This is a genomic window from Amycolatopsis halotolerans (genome assembly GCF_042647905.1).
Classification (GTDB): domain Bacteria; phylum Actinomycetota; class Actinomycetes; order Mycobacteriales; family Pseudonocardiaceae; genus Amycolatopsis; species Amycolatopsis halotolerans.
Genome location: NZ_JBHRWI010000030.1, coordinates 317,901 through 334,967, shown reverse-complemented (window position 1 = coordinate 334,967; position 17,067 = coordinate 317,901). Strand labels below are relative to the sequence as shown.

At 68.3% G+C, this 17,067-nt stretch carries 14 protein-coding genes and 1 tRNA gene; 10 read left to right on the top strand and 5 right to left on the bottom strand.

Annotated elements, in window-relative coordinates; all coding sequences use genetic code 11:
• Nucleotides 1-90 precede the first annotated feature (90 nt).
• The 4 genes from ACFORO_RS27260 to ACFORO_RS27245 are packed head-to-tail and all read left to right on the top strand — an operon-like array spanning nucleotide 91 to nucleotide 4,301.
• Nucleotides 91-1,929: an asparagine synthase-related protein gene (locus tag ACFORO_RS27260; protein ID WP_377869257.1), complete on the top strand. Its 1,839-nt coding sequence runs from the start codon at nucleotides 91-93 to the stop codon at nucleotides 1,927-1,929.
• Nucleotides 1,913-2,167, top strand: coding sequence for a lasso peptide biosynthesis PqqD family chaperone (locus ACFORO_RS27255; RefSeq protein ID WP_354743759.1), 255 nt, complete (start codon nucleotides 1,913-1,915; stop codon nucleotides 2,165-2,167). Before ACFORO_RS27260 ends, ACFORO_RS27255 begins: the two co-directional genes overlap by 17 nt.
• Nucleotides 2,164-2,598, top strand: a complete 435-nt coding sequence (locus ACFORO_RS27250; protein WP_377869256.1) for a lasso peptide biosynthesis B2 protein — start codon at nucleotides 2,164-2,166, stop codon at nucleotides 2,596-2,598. Before ACFORO_RS27255 ends, ACFORO_RS27250 begins: the two co-directional genes overlap by 4 nt.
• Nucleotides 2,595-4,301 (top strand): ABC transporter ATP-binding protein, encoded by a 1,707-nt coding sequence (locus ACFORO_RS27245; RefSeq protein ID WP_377869255.1) that lies wholly within the window; start codon nucleotides 2,595-2,597, stop codon nucleotides 4,299-4,301. Before ACFORO_RS27250 ends, ACFORO_RS27245 begins: the two co-directional genes overlap by 4 nt.
• A gap of 424 nt (nucleotides 4,302-4,725) precedes the next feature.
• Here ACFORO_RS27245 and ACFORO_RS27240 read toward each other — a convergent pair.
• From ACFORO_RS27240 to ACFORO_RS27230, 3 genes are all read right to left on the bottom strand, one after another.
• Nucleotides 4,726-4,799 (bottom strand) — tRNA-Leu (locus tag ACFORO_RS27240).
• Between the two features lie 79 nt (nucleotides 4,800-4,878).
• Entirely contained in the window at nucleotides 4,879-6,207 is a 1,329-nt protein-coding gene (locus tag ACFORO_RS27235; protein WP_377869254.1) for an NAD(P)/FAD-dependent oxidoreductase, read from the bottom strand.
• A gap of 84 nt (nucleotides 6,208-6,291) precedes the next feature.
• A complete protein-coding gene (locus ACFORO_RS27230; protein WP_377869253.1) occupies nucleotides 6,292-6,975 on the bottom strand; it encodes a uracil-DNA glycosylase in 684 nt (227 codons plus the stop codon).
• A 53-nt stretch (nucleotides 6,976-7,028) separates the two neighbouring features.
• Between ACFORO_RS27230 and ACFORO_RS27225 the strand changes: the two genes are divergently transcribed.
• Nucleotides 7,029-8,519, top strand: a complete 1,491-nt coding sequence (locus ACFORO_RS27225; protein WP_377869252.1) for a S10 family peptidase — start codon at nucleotides 7,029-7,031, stop codon at nucleotides 8,517-8,519.
• A 40-nt stretch (nucleotides 8,520-8,559) separates the two neighbouring features.
• On the opposite strand, the gene ACFORO_RS27220 is transcribed toward ACFORO_RS27225, so the two are convergent.
• Both ACFORO_RS27220 and ACFORO_RS27215 read right to left on the bottom strand, forming a co-directional pair.
• Complete coding sequence (locus ACFORO_RS27220; RefSeq protein WP_377869251.1) at nucleotides 8,560-9,162, bottom strand: response regulator transcription factor; 603 nt, start codon at nucleotides 9,160-9,162, stop codon at nucleotides 8,560-8,562.
• A complete protein-coding gene (locus ACFORO_RS27215; RefSeq protein ID WP_377869250.1) occupies nucleotides 9,159-10,298 on the bottom strand; it encodes a sensor histidine kinase in 1,140 nt (379 codons plus the stop codon). The genes ACFORO_RS27220 and ACFORO_RS27215 overlap by 4 nt, the downstream gene beginning before the upstream one ends.
• A 136-nt stretch (nucleotides 10,299-10,434) precedes the next feature.
• Between ACFORO_RS27215 and ACFORO_RS27210 the strand changes: the two genes are divergently transcribed.
• The 5 genes from ACFORO_RS27210 (at nucleotide 10,435) to ACFORO_RS27190 (ending at nucleotide 17,033) form a co-directional block, all read left to right on the top strand.
• Nucleotides 10,435-11,319 carry an ABC transporter ATP-binding protein gene (locus tag ACFORO_RS27210; protein WP_377869249.1) on the top strand — a complete coding sequence of 295 codons (885 nt, stop codon included), beginning with the start codon at nucleotides 10,435-10,437 and terminating at the stop codon, nucleotides 11,317-11,319.
• 22 nt (nucleotides 11,320-11,341) lie between these two features.
• Nucleotides 11,342-12,061: an ABC transporter permease gene (locus tag ACFORO_RS27205; protein ID WP_377869248.1), complete on the top strand. Its 720-nt coding sequence runs from the start codon at nucleotides 11,342-11,344 to the stop codon at nucleotides 12,059-12,061.
• 192 nt (nucleotides 12,062-12,253) lie between these two features.
• Nucleotides 12,254-13,774, top strand: coding sequence for an alpha/beta hydrolase (locus ACFORO_RS27200; protein ID WP_377869247.1), 1,521 nt, complete (start codon nucleotides 12,254-12,256; stop codon nucleotides 13,772-13,774).
• Nucleotides 13,775-13,931: 157 nt separating this feature from the next.
• A complete protein-coding gene (locus ACFORO_RS27195; protein ID WP_377869246.1) occupies nucleotides 13,932-15,446 on the top strand; it encodes an alpha/beta hydrolase in 1,515 nt (504 codons plus the stop codon).
• A gap of 72 nt (nucleotides 15,447-15,518) precedes the next feature.
• Nucleotides 15,519-17,033 carry an alpha/beta hydrolase gene (locus ACFORO_RS27190; RefSeq protein WP_377869245.1) on the top strand — a complete coding sequence of 505 codons (1,515 nt, stop codon included), beginning with the start codon at nucleotides 15,519-15,521 and terminating at the stop codon, nucleotides 17,031-17,033.
• Nucleotides 17,034-17,067: the final 34 nt, after the last annotated feature.

The window sequence follows — 17,067 nt, the reverse complement described above, 5'->3', positions numbered from 1 at the left end:
GTGACAGCCAGCCGTGGCTGAAGGCCGAGTCAACCGGCTTTCAGCCACCTTCGTCATCCCGTCGTTCACTCGATCCAGACCGGTGGTCCGATGAACGCAGTGTCGAGCAGTCTTGTCGTGCTCCCGGATTCGCCGGGCGGAGCCGCGCTGCTGCCGAGAGTCCCTTACCAGCGACCGAGCGTCCTGTTCCATTCTTCCGGGCGGCCGTGGCTGGCAGGCCGCTGGGAGCCCGGCGACATCCGGGTGGCGATCGCCGGCCGGGCCCGCGTCGCCGTGTTCGGGTTCTGCCCGATGCCGGTCGAACGGCTGACCGCCCGCACCGCATGCCTGCGCACCGCCGCTGACGCGGACGCGCTCGCCAGGGTGTTGCCCGGCAGCGCGCACCTCATCGCCTCGGTGAACGGGCAAGTCCGGCTGCAGGGCACCCTGACGAACCTGCGCCGGGCTTTCCACACCCGGGTCGGTCCCACCGCGATCGCCGGCACCCGCGCCGACCTGCTGGCCGAGATGACCGGCGCGGGCGTTGACGAGGATCTCCTCGCCGCGCACCTGACCCAAATGCAGCTGCTGCCGCCGCTGATCGAGCAAAGCTGGTGGCGCACAGTGCATTCCGTGCCGCCGGATTCCTACGTCGCGCTCGCCGAGGACGGAACCGCGCGCACGGTCCGCTGGTGGCGCCCGCCGGAACCGGTCCTGCCGATCCGCAAGGGCGCTCCGGCCGTGCGCACCGCGCTGCGCGAGGCGGTCGCGGACCGGCGGCCGACCAACGGCAGGCTGTCGGCGGATCTGTCCGGCGGGATGGACTCCACCACGCTGTGCTTCCTCGCCGCCGAGCACACCCCCGACCTGCTCACTTTCCGGTGTACCGAAGGAAGCGTCGTCAACGACGATCCGTACTTCGCCGCCGAGGCGGCCCGGCTGCTCCCCCGCGCCGAACACCTCGACCTGCTCGGCGACGACGCGCCCGCGTTGTTCGCACCGCCCTACTCGACGGCCGATCTGGAAGCGCCGTGGGCGACGACCAGAGGCCTGAACAGCTCCGCCCACGGCATCCGCCTGCTCGCCGAACGCGGCACGGGCCTGCACCTGGCCGGGTACGGCGGGGACGAGGTCTTCAGCGCCTCGCCCGGATATCTGCACACCCTGATCCGCCGTCGCCCGATCACCGGCCTGCGGCATCTCCGGGTCTACCGCGCTCTCGGCCGCTGGTCGTGGCGGCGCACCCTGGCCGGCCTCGCGAGCAGGCAAAGCTGGGGCGGCTGGTGGCGGGAGTCCGCGGACCACCTCACCGATCCGCTGCCGCGGCGCGGAACGCCGGAACTGGGCTGGGCCGACGTGGTCCGGGCCTCGCCGTGGGCCACCGGCGACGCGCTCGCGACGACCCGCCGGGTGCTGTACGAAATCGCCGGCGAGGCCACGCCGCTGGCGGCCGATCGCGGTCAGCACGAGGCGCTGACCAGCCTGCGCGCAGCGGGACCGCTGTCCCAGCAGGTTCAGCGCGAGTACGCCGACCACGGCGTGCCGCTCGAACTCCCGTACCTGGACGACCGGGTCGTCGAGGCCGCGCTCGCGGTCCGGACGGCCGACCGGTTCACGCCGTGGCGGTACAAACCGCTGCTCGCCGACGCGATGCGGGGGCTCGTCCCGGACTTCATCCTCGACCGCACCACCAAGGGCGACTACCAGGACGACGACGACGCCGAGGCCCACCGCCACGTGCCCGATCTGCTCGGCTACTTCGCCGATTCGGCACTGGCCGCGCGCGGTCTGCTCGATCTCGACGCCCTCCGGGCCGCCCTGCTCGAGCCGCGGCTGGACGACGAGATGGAAGCGCATCTGGAAACCGCGCTGGGCTGCGAGATGTGGCTGCGCGCGATCGCCGAGGCCCGGCCAGCGACCGACCGGAGGACCCATGCACCTGCACCCTGACACCGCGCTCACCGACACTCCCGACGGCTCGGTCCTGCTCAACCGGCGCACCGGACGCTATTGGCAGGTCAACCGGACCGGCACGCACACCCTCGACCGCCTGCTGGCGGGCGAATCCGCCGACCGGATCGCCGCCGACCTCGCCGCGCGGTACGACATCGACGCCGCCCGGGTCCGCGCCGACATCGCCAAGATGACCGACAACCTGCTCGCCGCCGGATTGGTCGAATCGCCGTGAGCCAGCCGTCCGTGGTACCGCGCCGAATTCGCCTTCCCCTGCACCGAAAGCTGCTGCCGCTGCTCACCGTCGGCGTCGCCACCGTGCTGATCTGGCTGTCTCCCAAGCACCTCTGCGCGATCCTGGAGTTCGCCCGCCGAGGCGCCCGGCCCGCCACCTTCGACCAAGCCCGCGACGCGCGTCGAGCAGTAGTCGCGATCAGCCTGCGCTGCGCGGGCGACGGCTGTCTGCTCCGCTCCGTCGCCACCGCACTGCTGTGCCGGGCGCACGGCGCCTGGCCGACCTGGCGCACCGGCGTGCGCACGCAACCGTTCAGCGCCCACGCGTGGATCGAAGCCGACGGCCAGGTCGTCGACGAAATCCATCCAGCGGGCTATTTCGCCCCGCTGCTGACCGTCGCCCCATTGACTGGCGAGGACAAGGCCGAATGACCGTCACCGCCCCCGAGAGCAGTCCGCCGGCCGCCGAGGAACACGTCCGGACCCGGGTCGGCCTTCGTCATCTGTTCGCCACCACCCGCGGGCACCGCAAGAACATCGCCGTCGCGCTCCTGTTCACCCTCGTCGGCGCCGGATTGGGCCTGCTGCAACCAGTTCTGGCCATGGACACCATCGACGCCGTCGGGGCGGGCGGTGCGGTCGGCTGGCTGCTGGTCGCGCTGATCGCCGTGTTCGTCGCCGAAGCCGTCACGGACACCATCGGCCGCTACTGGCTGGAACGCTCGGGCGAAGGTGTCGTGCTGGGCCTGCGAGTCCGCCTGGTCAGCCATTTGCTGCGGCTGCCCATGCGGCTGTACGACAAACACCGGATCGGCGACCTGCTCTCCCGGACCACCGCCGACACGACCCTGCTGCGCGACACCCTCGCCTACGACCTGGTCGAAATGCTGACCGGCAGCTTCGTAGTCGTCGGCGGCGCCGTCGCGATGATCTGGCTGAGCCCGCTGCTGTTCGGCATCGTGGCGGTGATCGTCGGCGGCGTCGGCGGCGTCACGCTGTTTGTGCTGGCGCGCATCCGAAACGCCACCGAAAACGCGCAAGACAACCTAGGCCTGATGTCCGCCGAACTGGAACGAGCCCTCAGCGCCATCCGCACCATCCGCGCCACCCGCGCGGAAGACCGGGAAACCGACCGCATCGGTCACTATGCCCGCACCACCTATCAAGACAACGTCCGGGCCGCGCGGTTGAATTCCATCGCAGCCCCCGCGGTAACCCTTTCCGCCCACGGCGCCCTCATCGCGGTCTTGGTCGCCGGCGGGATCCAGGTCGCCAACGGCGGCCTCACCCTGTCCGAACTCGTCGCTTTCCTGCTCTACGTCAGCTACATCGCCGTCCCGAGCGCCGGCCTGTTCGAACTGGCCGCCACCATCCAAAAAGGACTGGCCGCGTTCCAGCGGGTCCACGACATGACCCAGCTCCCCACCGAAACCGACCACACGCCCCTCTCGCGCACCTCCGTGGCTTCCGCCCCGGTGCTGGAGTTGCGCGACGTCTGGTTCAGCTACCACCCCGACAGCCCAGTACTGCGCGGCGTCTCCTTCACCGTGCCGCACCGAGGCCACGTCGCCTTGGTCGGCCCTTCCGGAGCCGGAAAGTCCACCATTCTCGCGCTGATCGAGCGTTTCTACGAACCGGATCGCGGAACCATTCTGTTCAACGGGCACCAGCCGTCCATCGCCGAATGCCGCCAGCGAATCGGCCTGGTAGAACAAACAACCCCGATCCTCCACGGCACTCTGCGCGACAACGTCACCTACGCCGCTCCCGACGCGACCGACGAGCAAATCCGTGACGTACTGGAGAAAACCAACCTGACCGAGTTCGTCGACCGCCTCCCCGCCGGCTTGGAAACCCCCGCAGGCGAACACGGCGGCATGCTTTCCGGCGGCCAACGCCAACGACTGGCCATCGCCCGAGCCCTGCTGGCCCGGCCCGAACTGCTGCTCCTGGACGAACCAACGTCCCAACTGGACGCGGCAAACGAAGCCGCTTTCGCGCGGACGCTGGATCAGGTTGCCGGGGAGTGCGCGCTGCTGGTGATCGCCCACCGTCCCGCGACGGTGCGCCGGGCGCGGACGGTGATCGCGTTGGAGCACGGGCGGATCAGCACTGACGTGGGTCTCGTCCCTTAGCCGGGTTTTCGCCCTGACACAGTCACCGGGACACGAACGGCCCGATTACCCTGATCGGCTGCTTGTCGCCGCGTTCGGCCACTGGCAGAGGCTCTTGCCGTTCTGGTCCCGCTGGCAACCGGCTGAGCCAACCGGTTCGCCCATGTCCACCAGTCCGGCACCGGTCCGGTGACCGAACAAGCAGCGTCCGTCGCCAGGAATCACCGGCTGGGCCCGACCGGCTTCGGCAAGCTCACCCTCGGCATGCCCCTCGCCAAGGCGATCGCCACCGGGCAAACGGGCGGCGCCGACGCGGCCTACCGGATCTTCGTCGACCGCGACGGCCGGGTGGACTCCCTGCTGCTCGTCAGCGCCAAACCGAAACCGGAGTGCGAGATCGGCTCTCCAACTGACGAGCCGGGGCTCAATCCACCCGCTCAAACGGTGCCCCCGACGGGGTTCGAACCCGCACTGGGTCGATTTTAAGTCGACTGCCTCTGCCAATTGGGCTACGGGGGCCTGCCCACCCTAGCGAACCCGCCCCCAGACACGACAAAGCCGGGCCGCCCGAAGACGACCCGGCTCCACCAAAAACCACTCAGCCCTTGCTAGCCCGGTTGAACTCTTCCTTCGGGTTGTTGATCTGCCCCAGCGAGATGACCTCACGCCGGAACAACCCGCCCAGCATCCAGTCGAACAGGATGCGGATCTTGCGGTTCCACGTCGGCATCGCCTTGAGGTGGTAGGCGCGGTGGAACAGCCACGCGGGGAAGCCCTTGATCTTCAGGTTCAGCGCGTCCGCGACACCCTTGTGCAGGCCGAGGCTCGCGACCGCGCCCAGGTTCTTGTGGAAGTAGTCCTTCGGCTGTCCGCCGCGGATCACCTTGATGATGTTCTTGGCCAGCAGGCGGGCCTGGCGGACCGCGTGCTGGGCGTTCGGCGGGCAGGTCGCGGTCGGGTCAGCTTCGGTGCGCGACAGGTCCGGGATGGCCGCGTTGTCGCCCGCGGTCCACACGTCCGGGTGGCCGACCACCTGCATCGCCGCGGTGGCCTCGACGCGGCCGCGCTTGTCGAGCGGCAGGTCCGAGCCGGCGAGGACCGGGTTGGCCTTCACGCCCGCGGTCCAGATGATCGTGTCGGTGTCGAACTCGGTGCCGTCCGAGAGCACCACGTGGCCGTTTTCGAACGACTTCGCCGCGGTCGACAGGTAGACCTCGATGCCGCGCTTCTCCAGCTGCTGCACCGTGTACACGCCCAGCGTCTCGCGCACCTCGGGCAGGATCCGCCCGGCCGCCTCGACCATCACCCAGCGGATGTCCGCCGGCTTGATGTTCGGGTAGTAGTTCTCGACCGCGAAGCGGGTCATGTCCTCGAGCTCGGCCAGCGCCTCGATGCCCGCGAACCCGCCGCCGACCACGGTGAACGTGAGCAGGCGCTTGCGCAGCTCGGGGTCGAGCGTGCTGGCGGCCTCGTCCAGCTTGGTCATGATGTGGTTGCGCAGGTAGATCGCTTCGCCGATGGTCTTGAAGGCGATGCCCTCCTCGGCGAGACCGGGGATCGGCAGGATCCGCGCGACGGCGCCGAGCGCGACCACGAGCACGTCGTAGTTCAGCGTCTCGATGTGGCCGTCGGCCGCCTCGACCGTGACGGCCTTGCGCTCGTTCTCGATCTTCGTGACCCGCGCGGTCAGCACGTGGCAGCGCTTCAGCACGCGGCGCAGCGGCACGACCACGTGCCGCGGCTCGATCGCGCCGGCCGCCGCCTCGGGCAGGAACGGGGCATAGGTCATGTGCGGCTGCGGGTCAACGACGGTCACGGAGGCCTCGTTGGCACGCAGCATCTTCTGAAGCCCGTACGCGGTGTACAGGCCGACGTATCCACCACCGAGGACGAGGATCCGAGTCGGTTCCGACTTCGCAGCAGCCATGTACCTATAGTCGCACTTCCAAAGCGGCTCCGCTCGGGTACCCCACCCCGCTGTGACCAGCATCGCCACGCTGGTTGTCACGATTCAGATGAGCCCGGCCGCCGAGGCTGCGGCGGTGAACGCGGTCACCACCATGGGCTGTGTCACACGACCGGTCTGGACATTGCGCGGTGACACGTGGTAGCAGCCGAACACCGCTAGGTCGCCGAGCTGCGTCCGGGCGCCGTGCGCGAAGGCCGGCCGCGGTTTCGGCACCGGCCAGCCCGCGGCGGACAGCACGGGCAGCAACGCCTGCCAGCCGAACGCCCCGAGCACGACGATCGCGCGCAGGGTCGGCCGCAGCAGGTCCAGTTCGTCGGCCAGCCAGTGCCGGCAGGTGTCCCGTTCAGCGGTGGTCGGCCGGTTCTCCGGCGGTGCGCAGCGGACCGGCGAGACGAGCCGGGTGCCGCGCAGCGTGAGCCCGTCGCCGATGGCCGCGGACACCGGCTGCGACGCGAGACCGACCTCGTACAGCACACGAAAGAGGAAGTCGCCGGACGGATCGCCGGTGAACATCCGCCCGGTGCGGTTGGCCCCGTGCGCGGACGGCGCGAGCCCGACCACGGCCAGCGCGGCGTCTTCCGCGCCGAAACCGGGAACTGGCCGCGCCCAATAACGCTCGCCCGCGAACGCGGCCTTCGTCCCGGCCACACTTTCGCGCCATTCGACCAGCCGGGGGCAGGCCCGGCATTGCACCAGCTCCGAGTCGAGGGCGGCGAACGTGCGCATCGATCTCCTCCGCGTTGGTGTGCTGCCACGGTAACGCGGGATAGGTTGGGGCCATGGCCGACACCACCGCGGACGAGACCGCCGAGAAGACCAAGGACGAGGAGACGAAGGCGGCCGAGCCCGTCGACGACCTCGTCACGACGCAGCACACCCTCACCGTCAAGCGGCGCAAGCTCGCCTACACCGCCCAGACCGGCCGGATCGTGCTCCGCCAAGAGGTCAAGAAGGACGGCAAGTCCGAGGGCCACCAGGCCAAGGCCGAGGTTTTCCTCACCGCCTACACCCTCGACGACGCGGACCCCGGCTCGCGGCCGGTCACCTTCGCCTTCAACGGCGGCCCCGGTTCCTCCAGCATCTGGCTCCACATGGGCCTGCTCGGGCCGCGCCGGGTGCTGTCCGGCGACGTCGACGACCCGGTGCCGCCGCCGTACGGGCTCGAGGACAACCCGGAAAGCCTGCTCGCGCACAGCGACCTGGTGTTCATCGACCCGGTCCAGACCGGTTACTCGCGGGTGACCGAGGGCGGCGAATCCCAGCCGTACACCGGCTTCCAGGGCGACGTCGAATCGATCGCGGAGATCATCCGGCTGTGGGTTTCGCGCAACGAGCGCTGGCTGTCGCCGAAGTTCCTCGCCGGAGAGTCGTACGGCACGCTGCGCGCCGCCGCGCTGGCCGGGCACCTGCAGGAACGCTACGGCCTGTACCTCAACGGCTTGATGCTCATCTCGTCCGTTCTTGACCTCGGCACGCTGCGCTTCCACGAGGGCAACGACCTGCCGTACTCGCTGTTCCTGCCCACGTACACGGCGATCGCGCACTACCACGGGCGCCACGGCGACCGTCCGCTCGACGACGTGCTCGCCGACGCCGAGGACTTCGCCGCGAAGGAACTGCCGTGGGCGCTTTCCCGCGGCGCGCGGCTGTCCACTCAGGACCGTACCGAGGCGGTGCAGACGCTCGCGTCGCTCACCGGGCTCAGCGAGTCCTATGTGGACCGGGTGAACCTGCGGATCGAGCACATCCGGTTCTTCACCGAGCTGCTGCGCGACCAGGGAAAGACCGTCGGCCGGATGGACGGCCGGTTCACCACGTGGGAGCCGGACGGCGGTGTCGAGCACATGAGCGACGACCCGTCGGTGTCGCGGATCATCGGCGCTTACTCGGCCGGGTTCAACCACTACGTGCGCGCTGAACTGGGCTACGAGAACGACCTGCCGTACGAGATCCTGTCGACCGACGTGTTCAAGGCCTGGTCTTACAAGGAGTTCGAGGGCCGTTCAGTGTCCGTTGTGGACACCTTGAGCGCGGCGATGCGATCGAACCCGCACCTGCAGGTCCACGTCGCCTTCGGACATTACGACGGCGCGACGGCATACTACGCGTCCGAGTACGTGCTCTCGCAGCTGAAGATCCCGGAGGAACTGCGGGAAAACATCGACACGGCTTACTACCCGGCCGGGCACATGATGTACGTGCACGAACCGTCGCGAGTGCAGCAGTCGAAGGACCTGGGCAAGTTCGTGAAGAAGGCGTCCAACCGCTGACCTCGTGAGTGCCTATCGCGGTTCTCACCGCGATAGGCACTCACAACCAGTCGTGCTCCCGGGCGTACCGCGCCGCCTCATGCCGCGTCCGCGTTTGCGTCTTCTGCATCGCGTTCGACAGATAGTTCCGCACGGTCCCCTCCGCCAAATGCAACTGCGCCGCGATATCGGCGACCGAATACCCCTCCCGCGTCGCCCGCAGCACGTCGATCTCCCGCACGGTCAACGGACAGTCGTCCACCACCGCGAGCGCCGAGACATCCGGGTCGATCCAGCGTTTGCCCTCGTCCAGCGTCCGGATCACCGACGCGATGTGCGCCGGTTCCGCTGATTTGCTCACGAATCCCTGCACACCGAGCTTCAACGCCTTGCGCAGCACTCCCGGCCGCGCGTGCCGGGTCAGCATCAGGATCACCTGTTCCGGCCGTTCCCGCCGGATCCGCGCGACCGCGCCCAGTCCGTCCACATTGGGCATTTCCAGGTCGATCACCAGGACATCCGGCCGATGCTCCATGGCGGCCCGTACCGCCGCCTCGCCGTCTTCCGCCTCGGCGAGCACGGTGATCTCGCCTTCCATCGGCAGCAATGCGGCCATCGCCTTGCGGAGCAGAGCTTCGTCGTCTGCAAGCACCACCGTCGTCATCGCGACACCTTCTCCGGGAAGGCCGCCGCCGTCACGAACCGGCCGTCCTTCTGCTCCACCGTCAATTCTCCGCCCTGATCAGCCAGCCGATCCGCCAATGTGGACAGTCCACTCAGCACCAGCGCGGCACCGTCCGCGACGCCGTCGTTGACGATGCTGATCCCCGCTTCGGTCAAGGTGATCCGCACCTGCCGGGCTTGCGCGTGCCGAAGGATGTTCGTGGTGGTCTCGCGCAGCACCTGGCCGAGCAGCTCGTCCACTCCCGAGTGGACCACCGCCTGCCGATCGATCCGCACGTGGATTCCCGCTGCCTCGAAGAGGTTCTTCGCGTTCTCCAGCTCCGCGGACAGATTGAGCCGTCGCTGGGCGTAAGCGAGTTCCTTGGTCTGGACGATGGTGTCGCCGACCAGGGTGTGCACCTCGCGCAATTCTTCCTGGGCCCGTTCGAGATCCCGGTGCAGCAGCTTCTCCGCGAGCGCGACCTTCAGCTTCACCACGTGCAGCGTGTGCCCCTGGATGTCGTGCAGTTCGCTGGCGAACCGGACGCGTTCCCGGACCACCGCCAGCTCCGCCTCCTTCTCGCGCGACTCCTCGAGCTCCGCGACGAGGTCGTAGAGCCGCTGGCTGGCGAACATCAGCAGCGTCGACAGCGCCGAGCCGACCGCCGGAGTCACCACATAGCCCAGCACTCGCGCGCCGAGATGGTCTTGGTGCAGCAGCAAATTGGTCGAGCCGATCGCGCCGGTCAGCACGGCGAAGCCGACCAGCGCGGCGAACCGGTGCCGCGGCAGCGGCGGGATGAGGAACGACCCGACCATGCTCAGCCCGTAGAACGCCATGGCGCAGTTGCTCAGCGCACCGGCGAACCAGACGAACGCGGTGAGCACCAGGCTCGGGCGCGCGGTGCGGATGAAGTCGCCCGCGGTCCAGCGTTCGGCGGTGGCGGTCGCGGCCAGCAGCCCGATCACCTGGATGACGACGTGCCACCAGGTCTTCGAGGAGAAGACCACCAGCAGCACCCCGACGAGCAGCAGCGGCGGCATCACCGTCATGAGATTGAGCCGGCGCAGCCGGTCCTGGACCGCGTCGCCGGACCAGGACATCCGGCGGGGCCGCGGCGGACGGGTCTCGGTCATGGTGCTCCAGGTTCGGCCGGGCGGTTCGGCCCCAGCATGCCGCAGCCGCCGATGCCCCACCAGTGACGCAGCGTCATGTCTTCGGCTGACGTGGCCGCACTACTCCGGACCAGGGAGAACCGGCTGGAATCGGAGCATGTCCACGACCCCAGTCATCGACGTCGACCACCTGAACCTCACCTACGGCGATTTCCAGGCCGTGCGCGACCTGTCGTTCCAGGTCGGCCGCGGCGAACTGTACGCGCTGCTCGGCACGAACGGCGCGGGGAAGACCTCGACGCTGGAGACCGTCGAGGGACACCGGCCGCCCAGCTCAGGCACCGTGCGGGTGTTCGGGAAGGACCCGCGCGACCGCGCCGCCGTCCGGCCGCGGATGGGGATCATGCTGCAGGAAAGCGGGTTCTCGCCGGACCTGACCGTGCGCGAGTCGATCCGGCTGATCGGCAGCCTGACCCAGCGCGGCGACAACGTCGAACGGCTGCTCGGCATCACCGACCTCACCCGCAAAGCCACGACGAGGGTGTCGCAGCTCTCCGGCGGCGAAAAGCGCCGGCTGGACTTCGCGACCGCCGTGTACGGGACGCCGGATCTGGTCTTCCTCGATGAGCCGACCACCGGTCTCGACATCCAGTCGCGCGACGCGCTGTGGACCGCAGTGGACCGGCTCCGTGAGGACGGCACCACCATCGTCCTCACGACGCATTACCTCGAGGAAGCACAGCAGCGCGCCGACCGCATCGGCCTGATGCACCAGGGCACGCTCAACCGCGAAGGCACCGTCGCCGAACTGACCCGGACGCTGCCCGCGACCATCCGCTTCGGACTTCCGCCGCACGCGCCGATGCCGCCGCTGCAAGCGACCCGCGAGGAGGACGGCCGGTTCCTCATCGAGACCTTCGGCCTGCAAAAAGACCTGCACACCCTCCTCGGCTGGGCACAGGACAGTGCGGTGGAACTGGCCGAATTGGAGGCTGGCCCGACCCGCCTCGACGACGTCTTCCGCGCTATCGGCAACGCGTAACCCATTCCGGAAAGGATTTACCATGTTCTCCATCGCCCGCGGCGAACTGATCCAGCTCTTCCGAAATCGCTTAGTACTGGTCACCTCGCTAATCCTGCCTGTCGCGTTCAGCGCTTTCTTCATTTCCCGGCACGAAACCTTCGCGAAACTCGGCAGCCTCGGCTATATCGCGGCGCTGACGCTTTCCTTCATCACCGCGATCGGCCTTTACACCACCACCGTCACCACACTCGCCGCCCGGCGGCAGAACCTGTTCCTCAAGCGATTGCGTTCCACCTCGGCGAGCGACTCCGGCATTCTCGTCGGCCTGCTCCTGCCGATCACGGTGATCACCACGATCCAGGTCGCCGTCATCCTCGCCGTGCTCGGCGCGGTCACCGGCCTGCCGAAGAATCCGCTGCTGCTGGTGGTCGCGGTCGTCGCGACCGTCGCCATGATGCTCGCCCTCGGCCTGGCCACCGCCGGTCTCACGAACTCCCCGGAGCACGCTCAGGTCACCACGCTGCCGATCACCCTCGCCGTCCTCGCGGTGGCGAGTTGGATCGGAATCACCGGAACGGAACAGCTTTCCCTCCTGAAACGACTTCTCCCCGGCGGGGCGGCCACCGAACTCGTGTTGAATTCCTGGAATGGCGGAGCTTCGGTCACCGACTCACTCGTCCTGCTCGGCCCGATCGCGGCGTGGCTGATTCTCAGCGTCACCCTGGCGACCCGACTATTCCGCTGGGAACCGCGCCGCTGAAACCCCTTCCGGCGCCGAGGAGATCGGAGTAACCTCGGCGGCGCTCTCGATCGTCGACGTGTCCGCGGCGACGCGGCCGGAAGTCGGCCCCGACCGGCGACCGAACCGCGGCGGCCGCGAACACAGCTTGATTTCGTGCACTTTCCCGTCAGTTTCCTGAGTTCGATTGATCTCGGCAAAGGATGGAAGACAGTGCGAAAACAACTATTCGTCGTACTGGCGGCCGCCGCGTTGACGGTGACCGCTGTTCCGGCGTACGCGGCTCCCCCGAAGTCCACGGTGAACTGGGGAGCGTGCCCGGCCGACGTCGCCGCGCCAGCGCAACTGCAGTGCGCGTCGCTCGACGTGCCGCTGGATTACCGGCAGCCGGACGGCAAGAAGATCAGCATCGAGATCTCGCGGCTGCAGAGCATCGATCCGGCCGCCCGGCGCGGAGTGCTGCTGTTCAACCCCGGCGGCCCCGGCGGTCTCGGCCTGACGTTCCCGCTGGACCTGGTCCGGGCAGGCATCCCGACAAGCGTGCTCGCCCGTTACGACCTGATCGGCTTCGACCCCCGCGGAGTCGGCCACAGCAGTCCGGTGAACTGCAACCTGACCGCCGAACAGCTGACGGTCGCGCCGAAGTACGCGCACAACGAGGCTGACGTCGTCGAAGCCTCCGCATTCGCCAAGGGGATCGCGCAACAGTGCGCGGCCTCGGAATCCGCGTCCGTGCTGCCGTATCTGACGACCGCGAACACCGCGCGGGATATGGACCAGATCCGGGCCGCCCTCGGCGAGTCGAAGATCTCCTACGTCGGCTACTCGTACGGCACCTACCTCGGCGGGGCATACGCGACGCTGTTCCCGGACCAGACCGACCGAGTGGTGCTCGACAGCGTTCTCGGGCCGGGCGGTTACGACATCACCGCGGCACGGCGATTCGCCGAAGGCATGCAGGACCGCTTCCCGGACTTCGCGAAGTGGGCGGCTGCCCGCCATTCCGTCTACGGGCTCGGCTCCACGCCGACCGCGGTCGCCGCGACCTACACGAAGCTCGCGGACAAGCTCGACGAGACCCCTGTGTCGGAAATCGACGGTTCGTACTTCCGGCTGGCGACGCACAGCCTGATCTACCAGAACCAGTCGTTCCCGAGGCTGGCGCAGGCGTGGCAGGCCCTCCTCGCGAACCAGGTCCCGTCGGGCGCGGTCCCGCCGGCCCCGACGCCGGTCGAGCAGAGCCAGGTCGGAACGATGGTTTCGATTCTGTGCGGGGACAACGCGTGGCCGCGGACGATTTCGACCTATCAGGACAACGTCGCGCAGGACCGGGCGGCATACCCGCTGATCGGCGGCGCGACGGCGAACGTCTGGCCGTGCGCGCACTGGCCGAAGCAGCCGATCGAAACGCCGGTCCAGTTCAGCGACCAGGGACCGTCGAACCTGCTGCTGGTCCAGAACACCCGTGACCCGGCGACCCCGCTGTCCGGCGCGCTGGAAACCCGCGCGCAGTTCGGCGACCGGGCCCGGATGGTCACCGTGGACCAGGGCGGTCACGGAGCGGCGCTCCCGTTCCTGAACAGCTGCGGTTTCAGCTCCGTCACCGATTTCCTGGTGAACGGAACTCGCCCGGACGCCGACAAGTACTGCGGCGCCGAAGCGAACGCACGCGGGCTCAGCCCGCAGCAGCAGCAAGCGGCCGACAAGATTCTCGACCGGATGACGCGACACTGAACGGACGATGGGTGGGACGATGATCGGCGGTGGGGCGGGCTTTCCCGCCCCACCGTCGTATGTCCGCGCGGAACCCCGAGTCTCGGCGATCAGCCTCGCGCCCTCTTCCCTCCGATTTCCCGAGTCCGATCGATCTCGACACAAAGGAAGGAAAAAAGTGCGAAAACCATTGCTCGTCGTACTCGCCGCCGTCGCATTGACCGCGACGGCGGTTCCGGCGACCGCCGCATCCGCTCAAACCACGGTGAAGTGGGGCGCGTGCCCGGCCGATGTCGCTTCCCCGGCACTGCAGTGCGCGTCGCTCGAAGTGCCGCTGGACTACCAGAAGCCGGACGGCAAGAAGATCAGCGTCGAAATCTCCCGCCTGCCCAGCACCGATCCGGCGAAAAGACGCGGGGTGCTGCTGTTCAACCCGGGCGGCCCCGGCGGGCCTGGCCTCGCCTTCCCGCTGACCTGGGCGAATCTCGGGGCTCCGGCTAGCCTGCTCGCCGAGTACGACCTGATCGGCTTCGACCCGCGCGGGGTCGACCACAGCACTCCGGTGAGCTGCGATCTGAAGCCAGAGCAGCTTGTGCTCGCCCCGAAATACGCACACAACCGCGAAGAAGTCGTGCAGGCATCGGAAGCCGCGAAGCAGATCGCGCGCCAGTGCGCCGCTTCGGCGTCGGCACCGATCCTGCCGTACATCACGACCGCGAACACCGCGCGGGACATGGATCAGATCCGGGCCGCGCTCGGCGAGTCCAAGATCTCGTATTTCGGTTTGTCGTACGGCACCTATCTCGGCGGGGTCTACGCCTCGCTGTTCCCGGACCGGACCGACCGCGTCGTGCTCGACAGCGTCGTCGGACCGGGAGGTGTCGACGTCTCCACGGCACGGCGCTTCGGCGAGGGAATGCAAGACCGCTTCCCCGACTTCGCGAAATGGGCGGCTGCCCGGAGTTCGATCTACGGCCTCGGCGCCACGCCCGCCGAAGTCACCGCGACCTTCTACCAGCTCGCGGACAAGCTCGACCAGCACCCGATCGGCGGCCTCGACGGCTCGCTCTTCCGGTTGGGAACGCACAGCCTGACTTATCAGACGTTGTCCTTTCCCAGACTGGCGCAGACGTGGCAAGCCTTACTCAACAACCAGGCTCCCCCGGCGCTGCAGCTGCCCGCCACGGCTTCGGCGCAGAGCCAGCGCTCCACCATGATCTCGGTGCTGTGCGGGGACACCGCGTGGCCCCGGACTATTTCGACCTACCAGCGCAACGTCGCCCAGGACCGCGCCGCTTATCCGATGATCGGCGGCTCGGCGGCGAACGTCTGGCCCTGTGCGCACTGGGCTAAGCAGCCGCTCGAACCACCAGTGTCGTTCAGCGACCAGGGGCCGTCGAACCTGTTGCTGGTCCAGAACATGCGCGACCCGGCGACCCCGCTCTCCGGCGCGCTCGAGACCCGCGCGGCGTTCGGCGACCGGGCGCGAATGGTCACTGTGGACCAGGGCGGGCACGGCGTCGGCCTCCCGTATCTGAACAGCTGCGGATTCGCAGCCGTCACCGACTACCTCGTGCACGGAACCCGGCCCGAAATCGACAAATTCTGTGGTGCCGAAGCGAACGCCGCGCGATCGCTCAGCCCGCAGCAACAACAGGCAGCCGAGAAGTTGACGGATCAGCTGCGGCGGTAATGAATCCACGATGACCGGCGGTGGGGCGGGCTTCCCGCCCCACCGCCGTTTGTCCGCGAGGAAAGGAAACCCGTGCGAAAGCAATTGCTCGTTGTACTCGCCGCCGCGACCTTGACGGCGACCGCGGTTCCGGCGTCCGCCGAACCCACGGTGAATTGGGGAAAGTGTCCGGCCGACATCACGTCTCCGTTGCTGCACTGCGCTTCCATCGAAGTGCCGCTGGACTACCGGAATCCGGACGGCAAGAAGATCAGCGTCGAAATCTCCCGGCTGTCCAGCGGCATTCCGACGAAACGGCGCGGGGTGCTGCTGTTCAACCCCGGTGGCCCCGGCGGCACTGGCCTGACCTTCCCGCTGGAGATGTTCCAGCTCGGCCTGCCGGCGAGCCTGCTCGCCGAGTACGACCTGATCGGCTTCGACCCGCGAGGAGTCGACCACAGCAGCCCGGTGAACTGCGATCTGAAGCCGGAACAGCTCCTCACCATCGTGCCGAAGTACGCGCACAACCCCGCCGAAGTCGTGGCGGCCGCGGCGTCCGCCAAGCAGATCTCACAGCAATGCGCCGCTTCGAAATCCGCGCCGGTCCTGCCGTACATCACCACCGCGAACACCGCGCGGGACATGGACCAGATCCGGGCCGCGCTCGGCGAGCCCAAGATCTCTTACTTCGGCCTGTCGTACGGCACCTACCTCGGCGGGGTATACGCGTCGCTGTTCCCGGACCGGACCGACCGTGTCGTGCTCGACAGTGTTCTCGGACCGGACGGGTACGACATCACCGCGGCACGGCGCTTCGGAGAAGGAATGCAGGATCGCTTCCCGGACTTCGCCAAGTGGGCCGCCGTACGCGATTCTTCCTACCGGCTCGGCGCCACCCCCGCCGAAGTCACCGCGACCTTCTCCAAGCTCGCCGACAAACTCGACCGGCATCCGGCATGGGGGTTCGACGGGTCGCTCTTCCGGCTGGCGACGGAGAGCCTGATCTACCGGGACTCGGAGTTCCCGCTAGTCGCGCAGCTGTGGCAAACCGCCCTCGAGGATCAGGCTCCCCCGCCCGGTTCGCTGCCGAGCATCGGCGGTCCGATCCAAAGCCAGGTGGGCACCCAGCTCTCGGTGGTGTGCGGGGACCACGCGTGGCCGAGGTCGATTTCGACCTATCAGCGGAATGTCGCCCAGGACCGGGTCGCGTATCCACTCGTCGGCGGCTCGACAGCGAACGTCGGGCCGTGTGCGTACTGGCCGACGAAGCCGATCGAACAACCAGTGCGGTTCAGTGACCGAGGACCGTCGAACCTGCTGCTGGTCCAGAACCTGCGCGACCCGGCGACGCCGCTGTCCGGCGCGCAGGACACCCGCGAAGCATTCGGCAACCGGGCGCGAATGGTCACTGTGGACCAAGGCGGCCACGGTGCCGTCCTCCCGTACTTGAACAGCTGCGGCTTCAACGCCGCCGTCGGCTATCTCGTGCACGGCACGCGACCGGAAACCGACAAATTCTGCGGCGCGGAAACGAACGCCACTCGATCGCTTACCCCGCAACAACAACAGGCGGCCGACAAGATCATGGACCGGCTGCGGCAGTACTGAAACAGGCGGTGGGGCGGAACACCCGCCCCACCGC